A 16,422-nucleotide genomic window follows, 5' to 3' on the forward strand; every position below is an offset into this window, starting at 1 on the left:
TGCTGTCCGTCGGATCGGCTGTCCTGCGTCAGACGGCCAGTGCCTGATCCCGCATACCGAACTCGCGGCCGGGAATCGAGGCGAGCAACGCCTTGGTATAGGCATGCTGGGGATTCCCGAAGACCTCACCGATCGGACCGGCCTCGACGACCTCGCCATTCTTCATCACCGCGACGAGGTCGCAAACCTGCGCCGCGACGCGCAAATCATGCGTGATGAAGACGATCGAGAGGCCGAGACGCTGGCGAAGATCGGCCAGCAGCTTCAGTACCTGCGCCTGGACGGAGACGTCGAGCGCCGAGACCGGCTCATCGGCGACCAGCACGCGCGGCTCCAGCGCGAGCGCGCGCGCCAGGCCGATGCGCTGGCGCTGGCCGCCGGAAAATTCATGCGGGTAGCGGTCGGTCGCGGCCGGGTCGAGGCCGACCAGCGCGAACAGCTCGCGGGCGCGCGCGAGCGCCTCGGCGCGCGGCGTGCCATGGACGATCAGACCCTGGGCGACGGCGTCGCCCGCCTTGCGGCGCGGGTTGAGCGAAGCGAAGGGATCCTGGAACACCATCTGGATATGGCGCGTCGCGGCGCGAAGCTCGGCCTTGGTCAGGCTGGCGAGATCGGTGCCCTCGATCCGGATCGCGCCGCTTTCGGGATCGATCAGGCGCACGAGGCAGCGCGCCAGCGTCGATTTCCCGGAGCCGGATTCGCCGACGATGCCGAGCGTCGCGCCTTTTGGCAGGGCGAGCGAGACATCCTTGACCGCATGGGTGACGCGCTGGCCGCGTCCGAGGAAGCCGCCGGTGCGATAGGTCTTCGAGACATGCTCGATGGTGAGGATCGCTTCAGGGGCGAGTTCGCGCGGCGGCGGCGCTTTCAGCGCCGGCACGGAGGCGATCAATTGCTTCGTGTAGGCATGCTGCGGGTTGCCGAGTACGGCCTCCGCCGTGCCCTGCTCGACGACGCGTCCCTGGCTCATCACCGCGACGCGGTCGGCGATTTCGGCGACGACGCCAAAATCATGGGTGATGAACAGGACGGCGGTGCCCTTGCGCTTCTGCAGATCGCGGATGAGTTCGAGGATCTGGGCCTGGGTGGTGACGTCGAGCGCGGTCGTCGGCTCGTCGGCGATCAGCACCTTGGGATCGAGCGCCAGCGCCATCGCGATCATGGCACGCTGGCGCTGGCCGCCCGAGAGCTCGTGCGGATAGGCTTTTGCCGCCGAGACGGGGTCGGGGATCCGCACTTCTTCAAGCAAGGCCTGGACCTTGCCCTTGATGGCTGCCTTGCCGAGGTCGGTGTGCAGCTCGAACATCTCCCCGATCTGGTCGCCGATGGTGATCAGCGGGTTCAGCGCCGTCATCGGCTCCTGGAAGATCATGGCAATGCCGGCGCCCCGGACCTTGCGCATCTCGGCTTCGCCGAGGCCTGCGAGATCGCGGCCCTCGAACAGGATGCGGCCGCCATCGATGGCGACGCCGGGCGGCAGCAGGCGCATCACGGCATTGGCCGTCATCGACTTGCCGGAGCCGGACTCGCCGACGACGCAGAGGATCTCGTTGGCCTGGAGCGCGAGCGACACCTCGCTCATCGCATGGGGGCGGTCGGCGTTTTTGGGCAGGCTGACGCTGACCGCGTCGAGGGTGAGGATCGCGCTCATCGGCCCTTCAGTCTCGGGTTCAGCGCATCGTTCAGCCCCTGTCCGACGAGCGACACAGCCAGAACCGTGACGAGGATGGCGACGCCGGGAATGGCCGAGACGTACCATTGCACCCGCAGCACATCGCGACCGGCGCCGATCAGGTTGCCCCAGGAGGCGACGTTGGGGTCCGACAGCTTGAGGAAGGCCAGCGCGCTTTCGAGCAGGATCGCGATTGCCATCACCACGCTGGCATAGACGATGACCGGCGGCAGCGCGTTTGGCAGGATCTCGCCGAATATCAGCTTGGCATCCCTGAGACCCAGCGTGCGGCCGGCCTGGACGAATTCGCGGTTGCGCAGCGATAGGAACTCGGCCCGCGTCAAACGAGCCGAGGCCGGCCAGGAGACGATGCCGATCGCGACCGTCACCGTGGTGATGGTCGAGCCGAAGACCGCGACGAGCACCAGCAGCAGGATGAAGTTCGGCAGGGTCTGGAAGGCCTCGGTGACGCGCATCAGCGCGGTATCGACCCACTCGCCGTAATAGCCGGCCAGAGCGCCGATGGTGATGCCGATGAAGACCGAGATGGCGGTGGCGACCAGCCCGATCAGCAGCGAGATACGGGCGCCGTGGAAGATCTGGGCGGCGATGTCGCGGCCGGAATTGTCGGTGCCGAGCAGGAAGCGCGGATTACTGAGCGGCCAGATCAGTGGTCGCCCGGCTAGTGCCAGCGGGTCGCGCGGATAAAACCAGTCGGCGGTGGCGGCCATCGCCAGGACGAGGATCAGCAGGACGAGGCCGATGATCGCCGGCGGGCTGCGGAAATAAAGTCTGAGGAAGGACATCGCTTCAGCCTCCCGTCGTGATGCGCGGGTCGAGCCGGGCATAGAGCAGGTCGACGATGAAGTTGACGGTGATGACCAGCAGCGCCGAGACGAAGACGATGCCGAGCAGCGTGTTGAGATCGCGCTGGATCACCGATTCATAGGCGAGGCGGCCGAGGCCCGGCAGCGAGAAGACGCTCTCGACCACGACCGAGCCGCCGAGCATCGTGCCGGCCTGCAGGCCGATCAACGTCACCATCGGCAGGAGCGCGTTGCGCAGGACATGGCGCACCACAACGCGCGTCTCGTCCATGCCCTTGGCGCGGGCGGTGCGGACGAAATCGAGCGTCAGCACCTCCAGCATCGAGCCGCGCATGATGCGCAGATAGATCGCCATGTAGAACAGGCCGAGCGTCAGCGTCGGCAGGACGAGGTGGCTGGCGATGTCGAGCGTACGGCGCCAGCCGGTCAGCCCGACCGTGATGTCCTCGAATCCTCCCGCCGGCAGCCATTGCAGGTAGATCGAGAAGACCACGATCGCCATCAGCCCGAACCAGAAGGTCGGCATCGCATAGAAGACGAGGCCGAGCGTCGAGATCAGCGTGTCGGGCCAGCGATTGACGCCGCGCGCGGCGATGACGCCGAAGATCAAGCCGAAGACAAAGGCCAGCGAGAGCGATGCGGTCATCAGCAGGATCGTCGCCGGCAGGCGCTCGGCGATCACGGTCGCGACCGGCTTGCCGTAGATCGCCGAGAAGCCGAGATCGAGCCGGACCAGGCGCCAGAGGTAGTTGCCGAGCTGGGCCCAGGCCGAGACGTCGAGCCCGTAATAGGCGCGCAACTGCCGGGCGGTCGTGGCATCGCCGCCGCCCATCTGCGCCATCAGCGCATCGACGGTGTCGCCCGGCGCGAATTGCAGCAGGACGAAGACCCCGATCAGGATCAGCAGCAGCGTCGGGATCGAGGCGGCCAGACGCCGCCCCGCGAGGGTCAGGATGCGCATAGGGTCCGACTGTAGCAGGCCGTTTCGGAAGGCGAAGCGATCACTCCGCCAACCACAGATCGTGCCAGGAGGATGAGCCCCAGCGCGGCGTGTTGGAGTGGTTGCGTGCCTTGGCGCTGATCGCGGTCAGGAAGATCTGCTCGATCGGCGTCCAGATCGGGATCTCGGTGTTGGCGAGGCGCACGAAATCGCCATAGAGCGCCTTGCGCTTGGCGACATCGACCTCGGTCGCGGCGTCGTCGATGATCTTGTCCATCGCAGGGCTCGTCCAGTCCCACTGGTTGGTCCAAGGCGCGCCCTTGGGCTGGCCCGAGCGATACCAGACCGTGGTCGAGACGGCGGGGTCGTTGCGGTACTGGTGCCAGCCCGTGGCAAGGTCGAAGGCGTGGTCGTCATAGACCTGCTTCAGGAAGCCGCCGCCATCGGTTCTGACGACCTCGACCTTGATGCCGACATCGGCCAGCGACTGCTGGATGAAGGTGGCGAAGAGCGTGATGTCCTCGCCCCAGGGCGCGGGCAGCAGGCGCAAGCTGAAGCGCGTGCCGCCTGCGCCCGCCTTGAAGCCGGCCTCATCCAGCAGGCTGGCGGCGAGCTTTTTGTCGAAGGGATATTGCGGGCCGTTGTCGGCGGGATAGAAATCGGTCGAGACCGAGGGGACTGGGCCGGTGCCGCGCTTGGCGAAGTCGCCGAGGAAATTCTCGATGAAGAACGGGATGTCGAGCGCATGCGCGATAGCGCGGCGCACGCGGATGTCGGCGAGTTCCTTGCGGCGGAAGTTGAACTCGACGGTGTTGGTGCGGGCGTTGCCCTCATTGCCCTTGGTCGAGACGATGAAGCGCGCGTCCTTCGACAGGCGCGCCGAGTCCGAGATCGTCAGTCCCGAGAACGGGCTGTAATGGATCTGGCCGGCTTCCATCTGGGCGGCTGCCGCCGCGCGGTCGGTGACGACGCGCCAGACGATCCGGTCGAGATAGGGCGCGTTCGGGCGCCAGTAATCGGTGTTGCGCTCGGCGATGACGTGCTGGCCGCGCTCATAGGCGACGAACTTGAACGGGCCGGTGCCGATGGGCGCGAGGTTGACCGGGTTCTGGCGGATGTCGCCCTTGCCCTCGTAGAGGTGACGCGGCGAGACATAGCCGAGATCGGGCAGGGCGCGCAGCAGCAGGCCGAGCGGCATCGGGCGCTCGTAGCGGAACACGGCGGTCAGCGGATCGGGTGTGTCGACGGCGGTCAGGAAGAGCTGCAGCGTGGTGCCGTAGTTCAGGATCTTCTTCCACATCTCCATCGCGGTGAACTGCACGTCCGCCGAGGTGAAGGGCTTGCCGTCATGCCATTTCACGCCGTCGCGCAGCTTGAAGGTGATGGTCTTGCCGTCGGGCGCCGCTTCCCAGCTCGTGGCGAGCACGCCGACCGGGTTGCCGGCCGCGTCGAGATCGACGAGCTGCTCCTGGATCTTGCCGCCGATGATGTAGACGCCGGTCGAGGCCTGCAGGCTCGGGTTCAGCTGGCGCTGCTCGGCGCCGTAGTGGACGGTGAAGACACCGCCCTTGCGCGGCGTCTGCTGCGCGAAGGAGCGCATCGGAAACGCGACGCTGGAGGCGATGGCGGCGCTGGTCAGGAGCGCGGCGCGGCGGGTCATGTCCATGGCGGGATCCTCAGGTCGTGCGGTCACGTTAGGGAAACGATGCGGGCGGCGGCGCGGGGCGTCAACGCTTTCGCCGCCTCAAAAACAGGCGTGGTTATGATTGCGGCACGAAGCTGACGACGATGCCGTTGGCCGCGCTCGCGGCGACGCTGACGGTGCCATCATGGGCGATTGCGCGGGTGCCGAGCGCGGCTGTGGCGCGGCCGAGATCGCCGGTTGCCAGAACCAGCCCGGCCGCGCCTTCCGTTGCCGCGCCATCGCGCACGGCTTCAGGATAGCGTCGGGCGAAGCCGGCCGCGTTGTAGAACAGGAAATCGCCGCGCTTGCCGCCCGAGGGCACGCGCCAGCCATCGCCATCGGCATGAACCGGCTCGTCGATCAGGCCGGCCAGATGCTGCGCCGCGGCCTTGGGATCGGCGGCGAGCACCTCGAGGCGCACGATTCGGGTGACGCCATTGGCATGGCTCTGGAGCTCGGGAAACCAGACCGTCTCGCGCGTCAGGTGCTGGCAGGCGAAGATGCGCAAGCCACCCGGGTTCTGGTCGAGCGGCCAGCGGAAGACGTTGAACCTGGCCTCGCCGATACCGCCGCCGGGCAGATCGACCGGCCGGCCGAAATGGATCGGGCCCAGCGCCGCCAGGCCACGGTCCTTGAGTTCTGTGGCGCCGGCTGCGGCATCGTCGGTGGTGAAGGCGGCGCGTTCCAGGCCCTCGCGCTTGGCGAGATAGTCGCGGGTCGGCTTGTTCTGCTCGGTCTCGGTGAGGATGCCGAGCAGTTCGACATAGTCCTCGCCGAACATGATCGTGTAGTTGCCGGTGCCGAGGATCGGCGAATGCGTGCCGCGTGGCGAAACGGTGAAGCCGAGGTTCTTCCACTGGACCGCTGCGGCGTCGAGATCGCGAACGGTGACCACGACATGGTCGAGGCCGAGAATGTGCTTGAGCGGCATGACAGGCCTTTGATCCGAAGTCCGTTGGAGCGCGAGTTCAACCGAAGCCATGGCGCGATGCAATCGCCCGCTCCGCGCTTTCCAGCCGCCCGCTGTTGCGCTGCACACATAGCGGGGCGGGGATGAAAATTCCAAGCGCAGAATGATATATCGCAAGTTTTGGAAGATATTGTTCGCCTCGATGATCTTTAGTGGAAGATCGATCTCCTGCTTGCCGTCAGCGTGGGAAGCTCCTCTTGCCCTGGCCGGACGAGGCGGCAAGGATAGGTTCGAACGGCTCACCTCATCCTGCGCCGGCTGATCTCCATCCGGAAAGAGAACGCAATGCCCGCTTCCGCCTCCGTCACCTGGCCGCCCTCGCTCTGGGCTGCGACGGCCCCGGCCGGTCCCGCGCTCCCTGCGCTGGAGGGCGACATCCAAGCCGATGTGGTGGTGATCGGCGCGGGTTTCACCGGGCTGTCGACGGCGATCCATCTGCGCGAGAGCGGCGTCGGGGTCGTAGTGGTCGAGGCAGCCGAGCCGGGCTGGGGCGCGTCAGGGCGCAACAATGGACAGGTGATCCCGACGCTCGCCGGACACGACCCTTCGGCGATGGTCGCGCGCCATGGCGAGGCGGGCGAGCGCTTCAATGCGGTGCTGCGCGACAGCGCGCAGTACCTGTTTGATCTCATGCGCAAATATGATGTGCCGGCCGAGGCCGAGCAGGCCGGCTGGGTCCAGCCGGTGCATTCGCCGGGGCGGTTCAAGATTGCCGAGAAGCGGGTGCGCGAATGGTCGGCGATCGGGGCGCCGGTCGAACTGCTGGACCGTGCGGCAACGGCAGAGATGACAGGTTCGGACGCCTGGTTCGGCGGCTTCTGGAACCGGACCGGCGGCCATATCAATCCTCTGGCGCTGGCGCGCGGGCTTGCCGAGGTCGCGCGCAAGCTCGGCGCGACGATTTATGCGCGCTCGCCTGTCGCCAGCATGGCGCGCGAGGGCGACCGCTGGGTGATCAAGACTGCAAAGGGCTCGGTGACCGCGCGCGCACTGGTGCTGGCGACGAATGCCTATACCGGCGAGTTCGAGCGCGGGTTGGCGCCCGAGGTGGCCGAGGAGGTCATCCCCGTGCTGTCCTGGCAGATGGCGACACAGCCGATCAGCGACACCATCGCCAAGACGATCATCCCCGGCCGGCAGGCGCTGTCGGACACGCATCGCGAGCTTTATTTCGCGCGTTGGGATGCGCGCAACCGGCTCGTCACGGGCGGCGCCGCAGTGTTCCCTGGAGCCGGCGGGGACAATCTGCGCGGGCCGGTGGCTGAGCGGCTGAAGCGGCTCTGGCCGCAGCTCGGCGGGGTCTCGTTCGACTATGTCTGGTCAGGCTATATCGGCATGACGCCGGACGACGTGCTGAAGCCCCAGGTGCCGGGCTATCCGCGCATCCACCAGCTCGGGCCCAACGGCTTCGGCTGGGTCGGCTGCAATGGCCGCGCCGTAGCGCTCTCCATTTCGCTTGGGCGCGAACTGGCGCAGGCGACGCAAGGGACGCCGCTGGGGACGCTCGGCCTGCCGCTGTCGGAGCCGAAGCCGCAGCCGATGCGCAGTGTCGTCCGGCGGATCGCGCCATTCGCTCTACCGCTCTACCGGGCTCTGGATGCCAAGGAGATTTAGGGAAGAGCTGCGAAGGGCCGCGCGGTCAGGAAGGCGCGCGCGGCCCGCATGACCAGCGGATCGGCGAGGCGCGAGCCGACGATCTGGAGGCCAATCGGCAATCCGTCCGGCGTCAGTCCGCAGGGTACCGAGACGGCCGGGCAATGCGACAGGTTGAAAGGGTAGGAGAACTCGGCCCAGACCAGCCAGTCCCAGGGATGGGCCGGCCAATGATCGGGGACCTGCCGGCCCTGTGGGAAGGCGGCGACCGAGGCCGAGGGAGTCAGCAGTAGATCCCAGCCCTCGGCGAACCAGCGCCCGACCGCGCCGGCATAGGCGTGGCGTTGCGACTGCGCGGTGTGCAGGGCACGCCAGGACGCCTGGCCGGTCTCGCGCAAGCAGGCGACGAAGCCCGGGTCCATCGCGGCCTCGGCCGTGGTATCGGCCGGGCAATAGGGCAGGAGCGGCGGGCCCCAGAGCGCACGGATCAGCTCGGGGCCGAGCGGCCCCCAGGCCGGTGTGACGCGCTCGACGCTTGCGCCCAAGCCTTCGAAGACGCGGGCCGCGGCCTCGACCGAGACGGCGATCTCGGGATCGACGCGGGCATGGCCGAGATCGGGACTATAGGCGATCCGCAGGCCGGTGAGATCGGGGCCAGCGGGATCGCGCCGAAAACCGCCCGGCAGCGTGGTGTGATCGGCGGGGTGAGCGCCCGCCATCACCTCCAGCATCAGTTCCGCATCGGCGGCGTCGCGCGCGATCGGGCCGATATGCGAGAGCGCGCCATTGTTGGGTACGGGCACATAGGGGACCGTTCCAAAGGTCGGCTTGAAGCCGACGACGCCGCAGAAATGCGCCGGCAGGCGCACGGAGCCTGCGCCATCCGTGCCGAGATGCAGCGGGCCGCAACCGGCGGCGGCCAGTGCGGCGGCTCCCGACGAGGACCCGCCGGCGGTATAGCCCTGTTTCCACGGGTTATGGGTCGCGCCGGTCAGCGGGTTTTCGCTGACGGCGGTCCAGCCCTGCTCGGTCGTGGCGGTCTTGCCGAGGATGACGGCACCGGCCGCGCGAAGCCTGGCGACGGCGGGGGCGTCGTCGATTGCGGGGGTGGTGTCGGAAAGCCTGGAGCCCCGCCGCGTCGGCAGTCCCGCGACGGCCTGCACGTCCTTGATCGTGACGGGCACGCCATGCAGGGGGCCGAGCGTGTCCCCGCGCATGACGGCGGCCTCCGCCTTGTGCGCCGCTGTCCGTGCGCCCTGTGCGTCCAGCGCGACGAAGGCGTTGAGGCCGGGTTCGAGGGCGGCGATGCGGGCGAGTACGTCCTCGACGATCTCGACCGGCGAGGCCTGCTTCGTCCGGACCAGTGCCGCCAGTTCATGGGCGGAGAGGCAGGATAGCTGGCCGGTCGTGGTCGTGCTCATCGCCGGCCCTCCGCTTGCCGTTGGCTTCTACCGTCAGGCGCGCTTCTCCCAGGCTTCGACCTCGAGGAAGGTGCTCTGGTAGGAGGCGCCTTCGCCGATATCGGTGAGACGGTCGGAGCAGAGCATGTTGACGGTGCCGTCGACCGCCTCCGTGCCGGGGCGCTGGCCGGGCACGAGGATGACGCCGGGCTGGATCTCGTCTGCGACACGCAGCACGAGGCCGATCGCGGCACGCTGGTTGAACAGCCTGACCTTGGTGCCGCTTTCCAGCCCGCGCCGTGCGGCGTCTTCCGGGTGGAGCACGCAGAAGGGTTCGCCCTCGCGCTTGCGCAGGAAGGAGACGCCGGAGAAGGCGGTGTGCGGCTGGAAATAGGAGGGCGCCGTCAGCAGGCGCAGCGGCCAGGCTCCGGCATCGGCCACTTCCTGCGCGTCGGGTTGCCAGTCGGGCATCGGCGAGACGCCCTGGTCGGCGAGCGCCTGCGAGTAGATCTCGAGCTTGCCCGACGGCGTGCCGAAGTTCTGCCCGGCGGGCGGGGCGACCTTCACCGGCACGCCGTCGAACAGGCTCGTCGGATCGACGGTGGCGACAGCGCCGGTCGAGCCCTTGAAGAATTCCGGCAGGATTTCCTTCTCGCTCTTCGAGAAGATCGGGTCGGTCACGCCCATGCGCCGGGCGAGTTCCTGCGCCAGCCGGAAGTTCGACCACGCCGCGCCCTGCGGCGCGACGGCGGCCGGCGAGTACTGCATGTAGTAGTTGCCGTAACCGCGGTAGAAATCCTCGGTTTCCAGATAGGTCGTCGCCGGCAGGATGATGTCGGCCAAGGCTGCCGTATCGGTCATGAACGGGTCGTGGACGACGGTGAAGAGGTCGTCGCGCGACAACCCCTCGCGGACCTTGCCGGCTTCCGGGCAGGTCACGGCGGGGTTGTTGGCGGCGACGAAGAGTGCGCGCAGCGGCGGATCGCGCATTTCGAGTAGTTCGCGCCCGAGCAGGCTCTGGTTGACGAGCCGCGTCGTGGCCGGCCCCGAGGGCTTGCGCACGGCCGAGAAGTTGAAATCCATCGAGCCAGCGGTCAGCAGCAATGCGCCGCCGCCGGGGCGGCCATAGGCGCCGGTGACGGCGGGCAGCGTGGCCACCGCGCGCAGGGCCTGGCCGCCGCGGGCGAGCCGTGTCATGCCCTCGCCGATGCGGATGAAGGAATGCTTCGCCGCGCCATACATCGCCGCGAGCTTCTCGATGTCGGCGACTGGCAGGCCGGTAACATCGGAGACGTAAGCCGGCGTGAAGCGCGGCACGGTCTCGCGCTCCCACTGCTCGAAGCCCAGCGTGTTGGCGGCGAGATAGGCGCGGTCGCAGAGCCCATCACGGACGAGGATGTGGACGATGCCGAGCGCGAGCGCGGCATCGGTGCCGATGCGGATCGGCAGGTGCCAGTCGGCGCTCACCGCCGTGCGGCTGCGGCGCGGGTCGATGACCACGACCTGGACGCCCTTCTTGCGGATGGTGTCGAGCTTGGCCCAGAAATGCACGTTCACCGCCATCAGGTCGCAGCCCCAGGCGATGACGAGATCGGAATCGACGACGGATTCGGGGTCGGCTCCGCCGACCGGGCCGAGCGTCAGGTCCCAGGCCGTCTCGCAGCAGGAGTCGCAGACCGTGCCGGCCTGCAGGCGACTGGTGCCCATGGCGTAGAACAGGCCGTTGATGATGTGGCGGTTCATCTGGCCCTGATGGGCACTGTAGGCATAGCCCAGCAGGGCGAGAGGGCCGGATTCGGCGATGATCGCCTGCCATTTGGCCGCGATCTCGTCGAGCGCCTCGTCCCAGGTGATCGCCTCGAACTGGCCGGAGCCTTTCGGGCCGGTGCGGCGCAACGGGGTCTTCAGGCGCTCCGGCGAATGCACCAGCTCGGCGTCGCGGTTGACCTTGGCGCAGGCGAACCCGGCGGTGAAGGGCTGGTCCGGATCGCCCGAGATCTTGGTGATCCGGTCGCCTTCGACATGGGCGATGAGGGAGCACATGTCGGGGCAGTCATGGGCGCAGGCCACGCGAACGGTCTTCATCGGACATCCTCGATCGAGCACGGCCCCGGACATATTCCGGACATGCATGCGCTCATCTCAAATACGAACTGGAACAGGTTCAATGACCACTTTGCACAGAGCCGGCGGACCAGTTTTTTGGGTGCCGCGACGAACCCGATACGATGGGCCGCACAAAACCTAACTGCGGATCGCGGCCGGGAGAGATGCTGTTTCGCGAGCGGTGGAGCGCATGACCTCGCTGGTTGCGCCATCACTGATGGCCCGTGCGATGCGGCCGAGTTCGGCTGCGCCGGCGCGCAGCTTGTGGTTGTCGAAGCCGGAATAGCCGAGCACCAGCCCCTGACGTGGCGTCGCGGCAACGTAATGCGGGCTGACCGGCTTGACGATCAGGCCCTGGCGGCGCGCGGCCTCGGCGACGGCGATGTCGGACAGCCCGTCGCGGAAATGGATCACGAGCTGGATGCCGCATTCGGGCACCTCGATGTCGACGAGATCGCCGAGATGCCGGTCGATCGCCTCGACGACGACGTCGCGCGCCTCACGGTAGCGCTGTCGCATCCGCCGGATATGGCTGGTCAGGAAGCCCGCGCGCATGAACTCGGCCGTCATCGCCTGCTGCAGTGTGGGCGGCGAGCGGTCGCTGAGGAAGCGGGCGCCGCGGAAGACGTCGATCAGATGGTGCGGCACCACCGCGAAGCCCAGCCTGATGCCGGGAAACAGCACCTTGCTCAACGTGCCGACATAGACGACGCAGCCGCCGCGATCGAGACCCTGCAGCGAGGCGAGCGGCCGGCCGGCATAGCGAAACTCGCTGTCGTAATCGTCCTCGACGATCCAGGCGCCGGTCTGCGAGGCCCAGGCCAGCAGTTCGAGCCGGCGCGACATGCTCATCGCGGCGCCGGTCGGATATTGGTGCGACGGCGTGATGTAGACGGCGCGGGCCTGGCTCGCGGCCGCGATGCCGGCGGCGACATCAAGCCCGTTCTCGTCGACCGGCACGGGCACGAGCCTGGCGCCCGCCGCCGCCAGCGCCTCGCGCGTCGCGGCGTAGCCTGGATCCTCGACCCAGACCGGGTCGCCGGGGTTGAGCAGCGTGCGGATCGACAGGTCGATCGCCTGCTGGGCGCCCGACAGCACGATGACCTGATCGTCGTCGCACTGGACGGCGCGGGCGGCACGCAGATAGGCGGCAATCTCGCGGCGCAGGGAGGGCTCGCCGCTCGGGTCGGCATAGGACAGGTTGACCGGATCGAACTGGCGCATCTGCTCGGCGCCGATCCGGCGCCAGGCCTCGACCGTCTTGGCGTCGACGGAGCAGCAGCCGGCCGCGAAGGGCAGGCTGCCGGGCGGGACGAGATCCGCCGCGAAGCGGCCATAGCGGGCACCCGCCACGGAGACCTTCTGGCGCGGCGCGGTGCCGTCTGCGCCCGCGACGCGCGCCGGGGTGACGATGGCTGAGGGCACATCGTCGGAGACATAGGTGCCGGAGCCCTCGCGGCCGACGACATAGCCCTCGGCCAGAAGCTGGTCATAGGCCGAGACGATCGAGGTTCGCGAGACTTTCAGGCGCAGCGCGAGGTCGCGGCTGGAGGGCAGCTTACTGCCGGGCGCCAGCGTGTTCGCCACGATCGCCTCGCGCAGCGAGAGGTAGATCTGCTGGAAGATCGGGCGGGCGCTCGCCTGATCGAGCGTCAGATCGAAGAGGTCCGCCCATTTGGCGCGTGACGGCGGTTGTCGCATCGCACTGGCTCCACTGAAACAGTTCCAAGCAACCGCTATGCCATGTCAAGCGGCAGGGCCCCCGAAGTGGTCTGCAAGGAAGCCGGCCAACTGGCTCTTTTGCAATCCACTCGCCCGTGCATGTTTCCGACCCTGATCGATCCCGCTGTCCCCCAGCAGGTCGGCATGGCGGCCATGACGACAAAGAAGGCATGCGACGGCTTGCGTTCGACGCCCGCTTCGCAGAGGAGTGGCCGCGCATCGCCGGGAAGGGCAAGCAAGCGCGGATACGAAACGGGTTGGACTGAAAGAAGCGAGCATGAGCAATCAGTATGTCGAGAAGGTCCTGTCGGTTCATCACTGGAACGACACGCTGTTCAGCTTCCGTACGACCCGCAATCCCGCCTTCCGCTTCGAGGCCGGCCAATTCGCGATGATCGGCCTGATGGTCGAGGGGCGTCCGCTGCTGCGCGCCTACAGCATGGCCTGCGCGCCCTATGACGAGGAGCTCGAGTTCCTCAGCATCAAGGTTCAGAACGGCCCGCTGACCTCGCGGCTGCAGAAAATCGTGCCCGGCGACGAGGTGCTGATCGGGCGCAAGGCGACCGGCACGCTGCTGCACGACAACCTCGTGCCTGGCCGCAACCTGTATTTCCTGTCGACAGGCACGGGGCTGGCGCCCTTCATGAGCCTGATCCGCGACCCCGCGACCTATGAGCGGTTCGAGAAGGTGGTTTTGGTTCATGGCGTCCGGCTGGTGTCGGAGCTCGCCTATGAAAATTTCATCCGCAAGGACCTGCCTGCCGACGAGCTGATCGGTGAGATGGTCTCGTCGCAACTGATCTATCATCCGACCGTGACGCGCGAAGAGTATGTCAATCGCGGCCGCGTCACGGAGCTGTTCGCCTCCGACGACTGGTTCGCGTCGCAGGGCCTGCCGACTGTCGATGCCGAGCATGACCGGGTGATGCTCTGCGGCAGCCCCGCCATGCTTGCCGACATGAAGGTCATGCTGGAGGCTAAAGGCTTCGTCGAGGGATCGAGCTCGACGCCGGCGACCTATGTCGTGGAACGCGCCTTCGTCGAAAAGTGACGCGAGGCGTCGCGGAGCGCTAGGAAGGGGAACCGATGGATCAGGCTGGTGATCTCGACGCGGAGATCCGCTCGCGCTTCGGTGAGGATCCAGAGCGGACGCTGCGCGACAATCTAGCCGCCGTCGAGGAGCGAATCTCGTCAGCCTGCACCCGGGCAGGGCGGCCACGCTCGGCGGTCGAGTTGCTGCCGGTCAGCAAGACCGTCCCGGTCGAGGTCGTCAGGCTCGCCGTCGGCATCGGCATGACCACGCTCGGCGAGAACAAGGTCCAGGAGGCGCAGGGCAAGGCGCAGGCTCTGGCCGGGCTTGGCGTGAGCTGGAGCGTGATCGGCCATCTCCAGACCAACAAGGCCAGGGCGGTGGTCTCCTTCGCCTCGGAGTTCCAGGCACTGGACAGCCTGCGTCTGGCGGGACTGCTGCATGAGAGCCTGGTCGCGGCCGGGCGCACGCTCGACGTCTTCGTGCAGGTCAACACATCCGGCGAAGAGAGCAAATACGGCATCACGCCGGAGGAGGCGGATGCTTTTGTTGGCGAGCTCGGACGCTTCCCGTCGTTGAAACCCAGGGGGCTGATGACGCTGGCGATCCTCAAGGGCGGTCCCGATGAGGTCCGGGCCTGCTTCCGCCGGCTGCATGCGGTTCGGGAGCGTCTGCAGAGAACCCAGCCGGCTTGCGGCATCGATCTACTCTCGATGGGCATGACCAGCGATTTCGAGATCGCGATCGAGGAGGGCGCCGACATCGTGCGCGTCGGGCAGGCGATCTTCGGCAAGCGCCCGACAGCGGATGGGCATTTCTGGCCGGGACTGCTGCCGACCGCCTGAGGCGGCGGCGATGCTGCCGATCGATTGGGCAGCCGGCGAGATTTCGCCCTTGGAGGGCTGGACGGGCCGTGGTTACCTGAGCCGACTCGCTGTCCGGTCGGAGCCTTCGCCTCATGTCGCCACGCATCGCTTTCGGCGGTTTCCTGCACGAGACCAATACCTTCGCACCGAGCAAGGCACCGCTGGACGCCTTCATCCAGGGCGGCGGCTGGCCGGCGCTGGCACGGGGCGAGGCGATCTTCGCCGCGGTCGACAAGGTCAATGTCGGCGCGTCGGGCTTCGTCGAGACCGCGCGCGGGCTCGGCTGGGAGATGGTGCCGACGCTGTGGTGCGCCGCCAGCCCTTCGGCCGAAGTCACCAACGAGGCCTTCGAGGCGCTGCTGGGGGAGTTGGTCGCGGCAATCACCGCCGCGCTGCCGCTCGACGGCGTCTATCTCGATTTGCATGGTGCGATGGTCGCGGAAGGCTTTCCGGATGGCGAGGGCGAGACGCTGCGTCGGGTGCGTGCCGCGATCGGGCCCGATGTGCCGCTCGTCGCCAGCCTCGATTTGCATGGCAATGTCACGCAACTCATGGTCGACAGCGCGGATGGGCTCGTCGCCTATCGCACATATCCGCATGTCGACATGGCGCTGACCGGCAGCCGCGCCACGACCTATCTCGCCGGGCTGATCGGCACGACCAAGCGCGATGCCAAGGCCTTCCGCCAGATCCCCTATCTGATCCCGATCGCCTGGCAGGCGACCGCGATGGAGCCGTGCCGGACGATCTATGGCGAACTCGCCGCGCTGGAAGGCGAGAGCGTGCCGACGCTGTCCTTCCTGCCGGGCTTTCCGGCTGCCGACTTCGCCGATTGCGGGCCGACCGTCGTGGCCTATGGCGCGACGCAGGCCGATGCCGACCGGGCGGCGGACGTGGTTGCCGCTCGGGTGATGGCAAGTGAGACGGCGTTCAACGGCAAGGTGTTCGAGCCCGATGCGGGCGTGCTGGAGGCCATGGCGCTGTCGGCCGGGGCGACGAAACCGATCGTGATCGCCGACACCCAGGACAATCCCGGCGCCGGCGGCGATTCCGACACGATGGGGATGGCGCGCGCGCTCGTTCGCAACGGCGCGATGCGGGCCGCGATCGGGCTGATCGTCGATCCGGCCGCGGCGGCCATGGCGCATAAGGCGGGCGTCGGCGCCACGATCACGGCGTCGCTTGGAGCGAAGTCGGGCATTCCCGGCGATGTGCCGCTGGAGGGCGATTTCGTCGTCGAGCAGCTGTCGGAAGGGCGCTTCATTGCGCCGGGGCCGTTCTTCGGGGGCTCGCGGATGAATCTCGGGCTTTGCGCGGCGCTGCGCATCGGCGGGGTGCGCATCGTCGTGGCCTCGCGCAAGGCGCAGATGGCCGATCAGGCGATGTACCGCCAGGTCGGCATCGAGCCGACCGAGCAGGCCATCCTGGTCAACAAGAGCTCGGTGCATTTCCGCGCTGATTTCGAGCCGATCGCGCATTCCGTGCTGGTCTGCGCCGCGCCCGGCCCGATGCCGGTCGATCCCTCCGTCCTGCCGTGGAAGCATCTGCGGCCCGGCCTGCGTACCGCGCCGCTCGGCCCCGTCTTCGGCTGACCACCTCCCCCTTCCGGAGT

Annotated in this window: 12 protein-coding genes; 4 read left to right on the forward strand and 8 right to left on the reverse strand. The window is 67.8% G+C overall.

Going from position 1 to position 16,422, the window contains the following annotated elements:
* Positions 1 to 28 precede the first annotated feature (28 nt).
* The 5 genes from AC1DYU_RS06255 to AC1DYU_RS06275 all read right to left on the reverse strand — a co-directional run bounded on the left by AC1DYU_RS06255 (position 29) and on the right by AC1DYU_RS06275 (position 6,054).
* Complete coding sequence (locus AC1DYU_RS06255; protein ID WP_476790875.1) at positions 29 to 1,651, reverse strand: ABC transporter ATP-binding protein; 1,623 nt, start codon at positions 1,649 to 1,651, stop codon at positions 29 to 31.
* Entirely contained in the window at positions 1,648 to 2,478 is an 831-nt protein-coding gene (locus AC1DYU_RS06260; protein ID WP_476790876.1) for an ABC transporter permease, read from the reverse strand. Before AC1DYU_RS06260 ends, AC1DYU_RS06255 begins: the two co-directional genes overlap by 4 nt.
* Positions 2,479 to 2,482: 4 nt before the next feature.
* Positions 2,483 to 3,460 carry an ABC transporter permease gene (locus tag AC1DYU_RS06265; RefSeq protein WP_476790877.1) on the reverse strand — a complete coding sequence of 326 codons (978 nt, stop codon included), beginning with the start codon at positions 3,458 to 3,460 and terminating at the stop codon, positions 2,483 to 2,485.
* Between the two features lie 40 nt (positions 3,461 to 3,500).
* Positions 3,501 to 5,099 (reverse strand): ABC transporter substrate-binding protein, encoded by a 1,599-nt coding sequence (locus tag AC1DYU_RS06270; protein WP_476791307.1) that lies wholly within the window; start codon positions 5,097 to 5,099, stop codon positions 3,501 to 3,503.
* Between the two features lie 100 nt (positions 5,100 to 5,199).
* Positions 5,200 to 6,054, reverse strand: a complete 855-nt coding sequence (locus AC1DYU_RS06275) for a VOC family protein (RefSeq protein ID WP_476790878.1) — start codon at positions 6,052 to 6,054, stop codon at positions 5,200 to 5,202.
* 324 nt (positions 6,055 to 6,378) lie between these two features.
* Between AC1DYU_RS06275 and AC1DYU_RS06280 the strand changes: the two genes are divergently transcribed.
* Positions 6,379 to 7,707: an NAD(P)/FAD-dependent oxidoreductase gene (locus tag AC1DYU_RS06280; RefSeq protein ID WP_476790879.1), complete on the forward strand. Its 1,329-nt coding sequence runs from the start codon at positions 6,379 to 6,381 to the stop codon at positions 7,705 to 7,707.
* Here AC1DYU_RS06280 and AC1DYU_RS06285 read toward each other — a convergent pair.
* The 3 genes from AC1DYU_RS06285 to pdxR form a co-directional block, all read right to left on the reverse strand.
* Positions 7,704 to 9,107 (reverse strand): amidase family protein, encoded by a 1,404-nt coding sequence (locus AC1DYU_RS06285; RefSeq protein WP_476790880.1) that lies wholly within the window; start codon positions 9,105 to 9,107, stop codon positions 7,704 to 7,706. The two genes, AC1DYU_RS06280 and AC1DYU_RS06285, sit on opposite strands and share 4 nt — an antisense overlap.
* Positions 9,108 to 9,140: 33 nt before the next feature.
* Positions 9,141 to 11,171, reverse strand: coding sequence for a molybdopterin-containing oxidoreductase family protein (locus AC1DYU_RS06290; RefSeq protein ID WP_476790881.1), 2,031 nt, complete (start codon positions 11,169 to 11,171; stop codon positions 9,141 to 9,143).
* A gap of 159 nt (positions 11,172 to 11,330) precedes the next feature.
* Entirely contained in the window at positions 11,331 to 12,893 is a 1,563-nt protein-coding gene (gene pdxR, locus AC1DYU_RS06295) for a MocR-like pyridoxine biosynthesis transcription factor PdxR (protein WP_476790882.1), read from the reverse strand.
* A 298-nt stretch (positions 12,894 to 13,191) separates the two neighbouring features.
* On the opposite strand from pdxR, the gene AC1DYU_RS06300 reads away from it, so the two are divergent.
* The 3 genes from AC1DYU_RS06300 (at position 13,192) to AC1DYU_RS06310 (ending at position 16,402) form a co-directional block, all read left to right on the forward strand.
* Positions 13,192 to 13,965, forward strand: a complete 774-nt coding sequence (locus AC1DYU_RS06300) for a ferredoxin--NADP reductase (protein WP_476790883.1) — start codon at positions 13,192 to 13,194, stop codon at positions 13,963 to 13,965.
* A gap of 35 nt (positions 13,966 to 14,000) precedes the next feature.
* Positions 14,001 to 14,789 carry a YggS family pyridoxal phosphate-dependent enzyme gene (locus AC1DYU_RS06305; protein WP_476790884.1) on the forward strand — a complete coding sequence of 263 codons (789 nt, stop codon included), beginning with the start codon at positions 14,001 to 14,003 and terminating at the stop codon, positions 14,787 to 14,789.
* A gap of 113 nt (positions 14,790 to 14,902) precedes the next feature.
* Positions 14,903 to 16,402, forward strand: coding sequence for a M81 family metallopeptidase (locus AC1DYU_RS06310; RefSeq protein ID WP_476790885.1), 1,500 nt, complete (start codon positions 14,903 to 14,905; stop codon positions 16,400 to 16,402).
* The last annotated feature ends 20 nt before the right edge of the window (positions 16,403 to 16,422 follow it).

Source organism: Allobosea sp. P2_B12 (assembly GCF_056404835.1).